The following is a 10,943-nucleotide window of genomic DNA, read 5'->3' on the forward strand; positions in this document are numbered from 1 at the left end:
CGCGGCTGGGAACCTCGTGGTCGGGCGTGAGCTGGGACGAGTCACCGTGAGCACCCGTGACGCACCCTCGCCCGCTCTCGCGCGGTGTCGCCGGTGTGGCCTGCTCAACCGCTGCTAGGTCTTCCCGTGCGCGGGACCGGGAACGGCATCCGGGACCTCGGCTGCCGCCAGGAGCCCGGGTGTGGAGGGGGACACCGGCACAGGAATCACGAGGCAGGACACCGCAGGTGCCGTCCCCGCCGAACCGAGCACGGACGAGCCGTGCTGCACGCGGCCGTCCTTCTCACGGCTCTCGGGCGCAGCTGCCGCAACACCGGGCGCCGGCGGGTCGATCGTCGGAACCACGGGATCCGGCAGGGCCTCCCCGGGCACCGTCGGCTCGGGCACCGGGGGCTCGGGCACCGGGGGCACCGTGGGAACGGGATCCGGGTCGGGGACGATCGGGTTTGGGACGATCGGGTCCGGAACCACAGGCGGCGGGTTCACCGGATCCGGAACCACCGGCCCCACGGGGCCCGGCGGCACCGCAGGATCCGGCGGCACGGCGGGCGAGGCCGGACCGGGGGGCTGCGGGTCCTCCGGGAGCGGGGTCTCGGGCGGGATGTCGCCCGCCGGGGCACGGCTCGACGCGTCGCCCCCGCCACCGGGAGGCCCGCCCTCTCCCGGTCCGTCCGAGTGGCCCGGTTCCCCCGACGTGCCGGTGCTCCCCTCGGGACGCCCCTGCACCGGGGCGGATTCACGGTCGCCGATGAGGGGAACGAGTTCGAGGCTCGCGAAGCTGTCCGGGATGCCGGAGACGTCCCCCACGAGGATGTTCCGCCCTCGCTCCCCCACGGGGATGTCGCCGGACGCCCCACGGGCGGTCGCACAGATGCGGTTCCGGAGTGTCTGCGCGGCCTCGGCATCCAGGGTGGTGCCGCTGGGGGTCACGTGGCCGCCGCCGGAAGCACGGGGCTGCCACCTCTTCACCGCGCGCGACACGTGCTCCAGCTGGTAGGTCGCGCCGTCCCGGGCCGTGAGGACCAGCCGACTTGCGGAGACGGGTGAGCGCCCGGAGCGGTTGTCGATGTCCACCGTGGCATAGGTGGCTCGCGGTACCCCGGCCTCGCGCCGCAGCTGCTCGAGACGCTCGTCGGGAACCCTCCGCGCCGGCACGGTGATCCGCACCGACGCGCCGTTGGGCAGCTCCGCCTTGAAGACCCCGGGATGCAGGCCTGTCCCGGTGGGCGACGCCGACTGCGGGGAGGCGACGTGCACACCTGAGGTCTCGTCCGGTGCCCCGCAGGACGAGAGACACAGTACCGCCGTGGTCGTCAGCGCGGCGGCGGAGAGCACATGCGGCAGCCAAACCCCGGATTTCATGCGTTCCCCCGTTCGCCGACCGGCGGTGGTCGTCCGGACAGTACCGTGGCACGGGCCGGGGGAAATTCATAATGGCGGAGGCCGGCCGACGCAATGTGACCCGCACGATGTGACCCGGTCGCCACCCGGTCCCCGAGCGGGGTCCCGTGCCGGGTGCACGACCCCTGCGAGGCGCCGCACTGGCGTGTGGGGCGCAGAGACGGCACACCCGTGACGGCGGCCCGCGGACCGCGAACCCGGCTCACGGACAACGCCCCCTCGGACGGCGCCCGTGCCTGCGAGCGGGCACCAGCGGGCGCGTCCTCACAGCCAGCCGATCGAGCCCACGTGCTCCACCCGTGGCGAGGCCCCGCGCGGCCAGTGCACGGCGACGACGTCGACGGTGGGCACCCGGGCGTCGTCGTGCGCCCTGGCCCAGGCCCGCGCCAGCACGTGGAGGCGCCGCAGCTTGTCGGCGCCCACGGCCTCGTAGGGGTGCCCGTAGTCGACTCCGGAGCGGGTCTTGACCTCGAACACGGTCACCCGCCCGTGACGCTCGGCCACGATGTCCAGCTCCCCGCGCGGCGCCCCCTGCCCCCGCGGGGGCCGCCAGTTGCGGTCCCGCACGGTCCAGCCGGAGCGTTCCAGCAGACCGGCGATGAGCTCCTCCCCCGCGCGCCCCACACCCTGGCGGTCCACGGCAGGTGGTTCCTGCGGCGGGCCGTTCCCTGTGCGGGTGGATGCGGTGACGGTGGTCGAGGGTGCAGTCATGGCACCACTGTGAGCGAGCCCCGTCCGGGGCGCACCCGATCTGAGGCGGTGTGGAGGACAGGTGCCGTGCGGGAAGGGCAACGGCCCCCCTCACCGCAGGCACCGCGCGGGGACTACGGTTCTCGGGCCCACCGGTCCCGGCCGGGGTCAGCTGGGGCGCACGCCGAGGTTCCAGCTCCGCCGGTGCTGCGCGGTGACGCCGTGCTCCAGCAGCGCCGCCCGGTGGGAAGCACTGCCGTAGCCCTTGTTGGACGCCCAGTCGTACTGCGGGTGGGCAGCGGCCAGGCGCGTCATGAGCGCGTCCCGTTCCACCTTGGCGAGGATGGAGGCGGCTGCCACGCTGACGCACGCGACATCCGCCTTCACGAGCGTGCGGACCACGAGTGGCAGCTCGACCGGGGCCTCCTCCTGGCCCAGCACTGGAGCCGCATCCAGCCAGTTGTGCGATCCGTCCAGGATGAGGGCGTCCACGCGCGCGCCCGCCCGCCGCACGGCGTCCAGCGCCCGCAGACCGGCCAGCCGCAGGGCCGCCGTGATCCCCAGCTCGTCGATCTCCGCGGGCTGGGCGTGTCCCACCGCGGTGGCCACGGCCCACTCGCCGATCCCGGGGGCGAGTGCCTCCCGCCGCGCCGCGCTCAGGGCCTTGGAGTCCCGCACACCCTCCCAGGGCCGCGCCGGCGTGCGATCCGCACGCCCCGGGGCGGGCGACGCCGCTCGGAGACCGGGTGGCACCGCGGGACGCGGGGAACCGGACGTGTGCGCGGTCCCCGTCCGGGCGGCGTCGTCCGGGGACGGCCCCAGCAGCACCGGGACGTCCAGCACCACGAGTCCGACGCTCGCCGGGCCCGCGAGGGCGCCACGGCCCACCTCGTCCATCCCCGCGACGAAGCGCGCCCCGTCACGCGCGAGCTCCGTCTCCGTGTCCAGCGTGGGAGCCGGACGCGCGGGGCTCACGGGCGCGCCGGTGCGGGGACGTCCGCGAAGACGTCCTCGGGGTTGTGCAGGAAGCGGAACCGGTCCAGCGGCCAGGCCGTCACGAACGCGGTGCCCACCACGTCCTGCTCGCTCACGAACTGGGTGCCGGTCTCGATGTGGTAGCGGGAGTCCGCGGACGCGTTGCGGTGGTCGCCCAGCACGAAGAACTTGCCCTCGGGCACGGTGACGTCGAAGGGGAAGTCCGAGGGGGCGGCGCCCGGGTAGAGGTACGGCTCGTCCAAGGCCTTGCCATTGACGGAGACCTTGCCGGAGGCGTCGCAGCACGTCACGTGGTCCCCGCCCACGCCGATCACGCGCTTGACCAGCGCCTGCTGGCTGCTGTCCGGCAGCAGCCCGACGAACTCCAGACCCTGCCGCACGGGGTTCGTGCGGGCGGCCGGCGCCTCGGGGAGCCAGCCCTGGGTGTCGTCGAAGACCACGATGTCCCCGCGGTCGATGTGCCCCGTCCTCGCGCCGAGCACGTTGACGAAGATCCGGTCGTCGAGCTCGAGGGTCTGCTCCATGGAGCCGGAGGGAATGTAGTAGCCACGGATCAGGAACGTCTTGGCCACGAAGGCAATGAGCAGCGCGAGCACCACCACGATGGCGATCTCGCGGACCGCTCCCCAGCCTCCGGTGGCCTTCTGGGACTTCCGGGAGCCGCCGCGGCGCGCACGGCGGGTGGGGGCGGCGGAATCCGCTCCGGACTGCGGGTCCACGGACCCGCCGGGGGCGCCGGGGTCGTTCGTGGGGTGGATGCCCTCGGCACCCGCTGCGTGCTGCTCAGCCACTGCACAATCCTTTTCTACGTTCTGGCGAGTCCGGGGCGGCCCGTCGTGGTGCACCGGCCGACGCCGCGGCGCCGGGTTCCGGGAGTCGCCCGGCAGAGGGGGTCAGTCCTCCAGGGAGCGAGCCCGGTCCAGGGGCCACACCACGCGCTCGGCGGTGCCCACGATGCGGTCCTGACGGATCAGGCCGCCGCCCGGGGCACCGAGCAGGGAGCGGGAGTCCACGGACACGCTGCGGTGGTCGCCCATGAGCCACACGCGCCCCTGCGGCACGTGCACCGAGAACGGGATGTCCGACGGTGCATCACCAGGGTAGACGTAGTCCTCGCGCTGGGGCTGACCGTTGACGGTGAGCAGACCCTCGGCCGTGCAGCACGCCACGGTGTCACCCGGCACGGCCATGACGCGCTTGACGTAGCTGGTGCCGGACCCCGTGAGTCCGAGCCACTGCCCCACTGACTGCGCGGCCTGCTCGTACCAGGGGTCGGAGGAGTGCAGGGGGTCCAGGGAGCCGCGGCCGTCGAAGACCACGAGGTCCCCGCGCTGGGCATCCTCGCCGGACACGGTCTTGTCCACCAGCACCCGGTCCCCGCCCTCCAGCGTGGGCTCCATGGAGCCGGAACCCACCCAGTAGACGTCCAGCAGGAAACCCCGCACGAGCGCGGTCACGAGCAGCGCCGTGAGCAGGGCGGCGAGCACCACCCGGAACCACCACGTCCGGGGGGAAACGGGTCGTCTCACGGCGGAGGACCCGGCAGCTGCCGGGCCCTCCGCGTGTTCCGTGTGCTGTGGCACCCGGTGAGTCTTACTTGCTCGATGCGCTCGACTCGCGCTTCTCGCGGATGCGAGCAGCCTTGCCGTGACGGTCGCGCATGTAGTACAGCTTCGCGCGGCGGACGTCGCCGCGGCTCACGAGCTCGATCTTGTCGATGATCGGGGAGTGCACCGGGAAGGTGCGCTCCACGCCCACGCCGAAGCTGACCTTGCGGACCGTGAAGGTCTCGCGCACGCCGGAGCCCTGACGGCCCATGACGAAGCCCTTGAACACCTGGACACGGGAGCGGTTGCCCTCCACGATGTTCACGTGCACGTTCAGGGTGTCGCCGGGACGGAAGTCGGGGACGTCGTCGCGCAGGGACTTGGCATCAAGCTGGTCAAGAATGTTCATGATGTGACTCCTCGTGATCGCCGCAGGTCTCTCACGTGTGGTTCGCGTGCCACCCCGTGGGGTGACGACGCTCCAGGGTTCGGTACGGAGCATGAAGTGGCCGTCCCGAGCGGTGCGCCGTTGGTCGCTCTCCCCCCTGCGGCAGGGGCGTGCCCGACGCACACACAGCCGCCCATTATGCCATATCGGGGGCCTCGCCCGCCCCGGTGTGCCCCCGCTCACGGCGCTGTGGTTCACGGTGCCACGACCCGTCGCGCACGGCGAAGCCTTCCTCGGCCAGCACGGAGAGGTCTGCGCGGTCCAGGTGGGCGGGGTCCAGCGCCAGGACCATGTCCGGCCGGCGCCGAGCGGTGCGCACGAGCTGCTGGTCCCTGCGCCACCGGGCGATTCTGCCGTGGTGGCCCGAGAGCAGCGTCTCCGGCACCTCGCGGTCCCGCCAGGCGGCGGGCTTGGTGTACACCGGGTACTCCAGCAGCCCGCCGGTGTGCGACTCCTCGGTGAGGGACTCCGGGTTGCCGATCACGCCGGGGATCAGCCGGGTCACGGCCTCGACCATGGCCAGGACGGCCACCTCTCCCCCGTTGAGCACGTAGTCACCCAGGCTCAGGGGGCGCACGCGCACCTCACCCCGCGCCCAGTCGAGGAAGCGCTCGTCGATGCCCTCGTAGCGCCCGCACGCGAAGACCAGGTGCTCCTCCGCGGCCAGCTCGTAGGCGATGTCCTGCGTGAACACCTCCCCCGCCGGGGACGGCACCACCAGCACGGGCCGCGACGACGCCGCACGGCCGGGTGCCGCTGCCTGGCCCGGGAGGGCGCGAGCAGCGGCGTCGTCCGTGGGGACCTGGGGGCTGCCCAGCCCGCTCATGGCAGACTCCGCCACCTCGTGGGCGGCGAGCGCCGTGCTGCCGCCGGCGGGCGGGGCGCCAGGAGCGGCCGGCGGCTCGGCGAGCGCCGCATCCTGCGCGGCGGCCCGCACCACGGATTCCAGCGCCTGGGCCCAGGGCTCGGGCTTCATGACCATGCCCGCGCCCCCGCCGTAGGGGGTGTCGTCCACGGTGCGGTGCCGGTCCGTGGCGAAGGCGCGCGGGTCCGTGACCTGCAACTGCAGCAGCCCGTCGGTCACGGCCTTGCCGATCAGGGAGAGCTTCAGGGGTTCGAGGTACTCGGGGAAGATGCTCAGGACGTCGATGCGCACGGTCACGCGTCCTCGCCGAGCTCGAGCAGCCCCGGGGGCGGGGTCACGAGCACGAGCCCGCGGTCCAGGTCCACCTCGGGCACGATCTCCTCGACGAACGGGACCAAGACGGCCGGCCCGCCCCGTTCCGGTGTGATCTCCAGGAGGTCCTGGGCGCGTCCCTGGATCAGCGCCTTGACGGTGCCGATGCGTGCCTCGTCCCGGGTGGTGTCCACGGCCACGAGTCCCAGGAGGTCGTCCTGGTGCCACTCGTCGTCGTCGAGCGGGAGGTCTGCGACCTCCGCGAAGAGCTCCAGCCCGCGAGCGGCCTCTGCGGTGTTGCGGTCCGCGATCTCCGCGAAGCGGGCCACCAGCACGCTCTTGTTCCACCGCGAGCCGGTGACCGTCAGCGCCTCGACGCGCAGCGGCTCCGCCGCCCTCTCGCCGTCGGCACCGCGCCGGGCGCCCCGCCCGGGCTGGACGCCGAGCACCGAGCCGGGCGCGAAGCGCGCCTGCGGATCGTCCGTGAACAGCTCCACGGTCACTTCACCCCGCACGCCGTGCGGTTTTCCGATTCGGGCAACCCGAACGCTCATGCCTTCTCCTCGCGGGACCTTGTGGTGTGTGGCTGCTCGCGGCGCGTCACCGGGAGCAGCGCGGATATGAGCACGGCCCCCGTTCCTCGGGAGGAACGGGGGCCGTGGTACGCGGGTGTCCGCTCAGCGACGACGGTCGGTGTCGACCACGTCCACGCGGACGCTCTCGCCGGAAGCCAGTGCACTGACGACGGTGCGCAGGGCCTTGGCCGTGCGCCCCGATCGTCCGATCACGCGACCCAGGTCATCCGGGTGCACGCGCACTTCGAGCGTCTCCCCGCGACGGTTGTCGCGGGAACGCACCGAGACGTCCTCGGGGTTGTCCACGATGCCGCGGACGAGGTGCTCGAGGGCTTCGGCGAGCATGCTCACTCAGCCTTCTCGGCGTCGCCCTCTGCGACGGCGGTCTCCTCGGCGGGGGCCTCCTCGACCTTCTCGGCCTTGGGGGTGATCGCCTCGGGGATGATCACGGAGCCGTTGTCCGGGGCCACGAACTGCTTCTTGGCCTCGGGCTGCTTGAGGGTGCCCTCGGCACCCGGCTCGCCCTTGAACTTCTGCCAGTCACCGGTGATCTTCATGAGAGCCAGCACGGCCTCGGAGGGCTGCGCGCCCACACCGAGCCAGTACTGCACGCGATCGGACACCAGGTTGATGTACGAGGGGTTCTCGGTCGGCTGGTACACGCCGACCTCTTCGATCACGCGACCGTCGCGCTTCTTGCGGGAGTCGACGACCACCACGCGGTAACGCGGGTCGCGGATCTTGCCCATACGCTTGAGACGAATCTTGACTGCCACTTGTGTGGTTACTCCTGTTTCGAATGGAATCGGTCACCGCACACACCGGCCCGTGGGGCGGGCAGCACGTGGGTTCCCTGTGGACACGACATCACGCGCGGTGAGAGGGTCCGCACGGTTCGAGTACCCGTCCATTGTGCCACAGCTGTCAAACCAGGGGCCGACGGCGCGACCCTCTCCGGAGGCCCCGGCGGCCTCCTGCGGGCCGCACGGCACTCCGACGGCCGGCGGTCCACCCACCCGAGCCGGTTCGGACGCGGTGCCCGCTCAGCGCCGCTTCCGGGAACGGACCGTGGCCCACAGGGCGGTCTGCAGGGCGGCGTCCGAGAGCATGAGCGCGGACGCGGATCCGAGCACCCGGGCTCCCCTGCCGCCCCGGGCGGCCAGTCCGGCCAGACCGGCACCGAGAACGGCCTCCGCTCCGCCCACCGCGAGCAGCAGCGACGGCCGGCGCACGTACGCACGTTGGATGCGCGAGAGCAGGTCCGTGCCGCTGGGCTCCACGCTCGCCGCTTCGAACAGGGACAGCCCCGCCGGGCGCGGCGCGTAGTCCGCCACCCCCTCGATCTCACTCAGCTCGCGCTGGCCCTCCACGATCTTCGCGGCTACGGGCGGCAGTCCCAGCAGCTGGAGCACGGACTCGAGCAGCAGCGCGGAGCTCGGGGTCCGGGCGTAGTTCTCGAGCCGGGCTCCCTGCGCCGGGTCGAGGTCGCACAGGGAGGCGATCGACGCCACGGCGGTGCCGTTCGCCGCGGGGGCCGACGCCGCGGCGTCGTCACCCGGGGTTCGTTCCGTGGCGTAGGGGCCCGCCTCGGAGGCGTCCCGGGTGCCCGCGAGCAGCTCCGCCACGGAGTCCTCGTGGACGGCGGGCCAGTGCAGGGTGGTGGACTCCGCGAGCTCCGTGAACTGGGTGCCCCAGTCGCGGCCGGCGTCGAGCGAGGCCACGGGCGGGTAGACGCGCAGGGTGCGGGTGCTGCCGTCGGAGTCGAGCCGCACCGCGATGCTGTGCGGATCCCCCGCGGCGGCGAGAGCGGCCGGGTCCGTGCCGTCCGGGAGGACCACCGCGGACCAGCCGTCGTGCGCCACCGCGGTGAAGCCCGTGCCGAGCGCCGTGGCCACGAACGGCAGCTGCGGGGTGTCCGCGCGGACCAGCAGGACCGAGCGCGGAGCGGGCCGCTCGCTCATGCCCGGGACCCTCCGTCCATCACGCGCTCCACCACGGTGCCGGTCTCCAGTGCCTCGATGGCCGCGCGGATGTGCTCCGCCATGCCGGGGCTCATGACCGTCTCCAGCTCCTCGGGGGCGACGAAGCGGTAGGACAGCAGCTCCTCCTCCTGCACGGTGATGGGGGTGTCGGAGGCCACGGTGCCGCCATCGTAGAGGAAGGACACGGAGTCTCCCCACATGCCCATGCTCACCCCGTGGCTCACGGCGATCAGGCGGCCCTCGGGCAGGTGCAGGCCCACCTCCTCGACCACCTCGCGGAAGCAGCCCGTGCGCGGGTCCTCCCCCGCCTCCACCGTGCCGCCGGGCAGGGTCCAGCCGTCCTTGTAGTTGGGCTCCACCACGAGCACCCGCCCGTTCTCGTCACGGATGATCGCCGCGGAGGCCAGCCGCCGGGTGGGCAGCGTGGCGATGAACTCGCGCAGCTCGTCGTCGGGGAGGTACGAACCCATGGATGCCTACTTTCCGAGGAACTTCTCGAAGCCCTTGGGCAGGTTGAGCGACTCGGCGTCCAGGTCCTGTCCCTGGGCGCCGAACGCGCTGCCCTTCGCGGCCGGTTTCTGCCCGGACGCGAGCGCCGCCTGCTCCTGGGCGCGCTTGGCGGGGTTGCCGGAGCGGGAGCCCTTCTTCTTGGCCTTGCCCTTCTTGGCCGCGCCACCCCCGCCGCCTCCCATGCCGGGAATGCCACCGGGCATGCCGGGGACGCCCTTGCCCTGGGCCAGGCGCTTCATCATCTTCTGCGCCTGGGCGAAGCGCTCCATGAGCTGGTTCACCTCGGAGACCGAGACGCCCGAGCCGCGGGCGATGCGAGCGCGGCGGGACCCGTTGATGATCTTGGGGGCCACGCGCTCGTGCGGGGTCATGGAGCGCACGATGGCCTCCACACGGTCGATCTCGCGCTCGTCGAAGTTCTCGAGCTGCTCGCGCATCCCGGCGGCGCCGGGCATCATGGCGAGCATCTTCTTCATGGAGCCCATCTTGCGCAGCTGCTGCATCTGCGCGAGGAAGTCCTCGAAGGTGAAGTCCTCCTGGTCGGTGAACTTCTTGGCCATGCGCTCGGCCTCGGTCTTGTCCCACTGCCGCTCGGCCTGCTCGATGAGCGTGAGGACGTCACCCATGTCCAGGATGCGGGAGGCCATGCGGTCCGGGTGGAACTGCTCGAAGTCCCGCACGCCCTCGCCCGTGGAGGCGAACATGATGGGCTTGCCGGTCACCGCGCGCACGGACAGCGCCGCGCCACCGCGGGCGTCGCCGTCGAGCTTGGAGAGCACCACGCCGGTGAAGTCCACGCCCTCGTCGAAGGCCTTGGCCGTGTTCACGGCGTCCTGGCCGATCATGGCGTCGATGACGAACAGGACCTCGTCCGGGTCCACGGCGTCGCGGATGTCCCGGGCCTGGTTCATCAGGGCCTGGTCGATGCCCAGTCGTCCGGCGGTGTCCACGATGACCACGTCGTAGAGCTTGGAGCGGGCGAAGTCCACACCGTCCCGGGCAACCTTGACGGGGTCACCCGTGGGGTCGTCGAACTCGGACGTGGCGCCGGGCTCGGGTGCGAACACGGGAACCCCCGCACGCTCGCCCACGACCTTCAGCTGGGTCACCGCGTTGGGGCGCTGCAGGTCCGAGGCCACCAGGACGGGCTTGTGCCCCTGGTCCGTGAGCCACTTGCCGAGCTTGCCGGCAAGGGTGGTCTTGCCCGCGCCCTGCAGGCCCGCGAGCATGATGACCGTGGGCCCGGTCTTGGCCAGGTTGATCCTGCGGGTCTCGCCGCCGAGGACGTTCTGCAACTCCTCGTTGACGATCTTCACGACCTGCTGGCCCGGGTTCAGCGCCTCGGAGACCTCCGAGCCGAGGGCGCGCTCCTTGATGACGGCGGTGAACTCCCGCACCACGGGCACGGCGACGTCCGCCTCGAGCAGGGCGCGGCGGATCTCGCGCACGGTGGCGTCGACGTCCGCCTCCGAGAGCCTGCCCTTGCCGCGCAGGTTCTTGAAGGTCGCTGTGAGCCGGTCGGACAGTGAGTTGAACACGGGGAGGTCGCTGCTTTCCTCGGACGACGGATGAATTCAGTGTCCCAGGTTAGCAAGCGTTGCCCGCCCGTCAGCACCC

General features: G+C 72.4%; 13 protein-coding genes. All 13 read right to left on the reverse strand.

The genetic code is table 11. The annotated features are described in order from the left end of the window. Positions 1-114: 114 nt before the first annotated feature. Positions 115-1,362, reverse strand: coding sequence for a hypothetical protein (locus tag CWC38_RS01010; RefSeq protein ID WP_124106131.1), 1,248 nt, complete (start codon positions 1,360-1,362; stop codon positions 115-117). Between the two features lie 303 nt (positions 1,363-1,665). After that, positions 1,666-2,112 (reverse strand): YraN family protein, encoded by a 447-nt coding sequence (locus tag CWC38_RS01015; protein WP_121844994.1) that lies wholly within the window; start codon positions 2,110-2,112, stop codon positions 1,666-1,668. A gap of 147 nt (positions 2,113-2,259) precedes the next feature. Beyond that, on the reverse strand, positions 2,260-3,066 hold the full coding sequence (gene rnhB / locus CWC38_RS01020) for a ribonuclease HII (protein WP_240624975.1): 807 nt from the start codon (positions 3,064-3,066) through the stop codon (positions 2,260-2,262). Further along, on the reverse strand, positions 3,063-3,878 hold the full coding sequence (gene lepB, locus CWC38_RS01025) for a signal peptidase I (protein WP_121844995.1): 816 nt from the start codon (positions 3,876-3,878) through the stop codon (positions 3,063-3,065). Before lepB (CWC38_RS01025) ends, rnhB begins: the two co-directional genes overlap by 4 nt. Before the next feature lie 102 nt (positions 3,879-3,980). Beyond that, positions 3,981-4,616 (reverse strand): signal peptidase I, encoded by a 636-nt coding sequence (gene lepB / locus CWC38_RS01030; protein WP_240624976.1) that lies wholly within the window; start codon positions 4,614-4,616, stop codon positions 3,981-3,983. A 64-nt stretch (positions 4,617-4,680) separates the two neighbouring features. Next, positions 4,681-5,043: a 50S ribosomal protein L19 gene (rplS, locus tag CWC38_RS01035; protein WP_012398134.1), complete on the reverse strand. Its 363-nt coding sequence runs from the start codon at positions 5,041-5,043 to the stop codon at positions 4,681-4,683. 175 nt (positions 5,044-5,218) lie between these two features. Beyond that, on the reverse strand, positions 5,219-6,238 hold the full coding sequence (gene trmD, locus CWC38_RS01040; RefSeq protein ID WP_121845007.1) for a tRNA (guanosine(37)-N1)-methyltransferase TrmD: 1,020 nt from the start codon (positions 6,236-6,238) through the stop codon (positions 5,219-5,221). 2 nt (positions 6,239-6,240) lie between these two features. Beyond that, positions 6,241-6,813 (reverse strand): ribosome maturation factor RimM, encoded by a 573-nt coding sequence (gene rimM, locus CWC38_RS01045; protein ID WP_121844997.1) that lies wholly within the window; start codon positions 6,811-6,813, stop codon positions 6,241-6,243. A gap of 123 nt (positions 6,814-6,936) precedes the next feature. Further along, positions 6,937-7,179, reverse strand: a complete 243-nt coding sequence (locus CWC38_RS01050; protein WP_029603087.1) for an RNA-binding protein — start codon at positions 7,177-7,179, stop codon at positions 6,937-6,939. Positions 7,180-7,181: 2 nt separating this feature from the next. Next, positions 7,182-7,610 carry a 30S ribosomal protein S16 gene (gene rpsP, locus CWC38_RS01055; protein ID WP_121844998.1) on the reverse strand — a complete coding sequence of 143 codons (429 nt, stop codon included), beginning with the start codon at positions 7,608-7,610 and terminating at the stop codon, positions 7,182-7,184. A gap of 267 nt (positions 7,611-7,877) precedes the next feature. Continuing rightward, complete coding sequence (locus CWC38_RS01060; protein ID WP_121844999.1) at positions 7,878-8,795, reverse strand: hypothetical protein; 918 nt, start codon at positions 8,793-8,795, stop codon at positions 7,878-7,880. Then, the gene (locus CWC38_RS01065) at positions 8,792-9,286 is read right to left on the reverse strand and encodes an NUDIX domain-containing protein (protein ID WP_121845000.1); all 495 of its coding nucleotides are present in this window, start codon (positions 9,284-9,286) and stop codon (positions 8,792-8,794) included. The genes CWC38_RS01060 and CWC38_RS01065 overlap by 4 nt, the downstream gene beginning before the upstream one ends. Before the next feature lie 6 nt (positions 9,287-9,292). Further along, a complete protein-coding gene (gene ffh, locus CWC38_RS01070) occupies positions 9,293-10,864 on the reverse strand; it encodes a signal recognition particle protein (protein ID WP_121845001.1) in 1,572 nt (523 codons plus the stop codon). Between the last annotated feature and the right edge of the window lie 79 nt (positions 10,865-10,943).

This window comes from Kocuria tytonicola (assembly GCF_003687455.1).
GTDB lineage: Bacteria > Actinomycetota > Actinomycetes > Actinomycetales > Micrococcaceae > Kocuria > Kocuria tytonicola.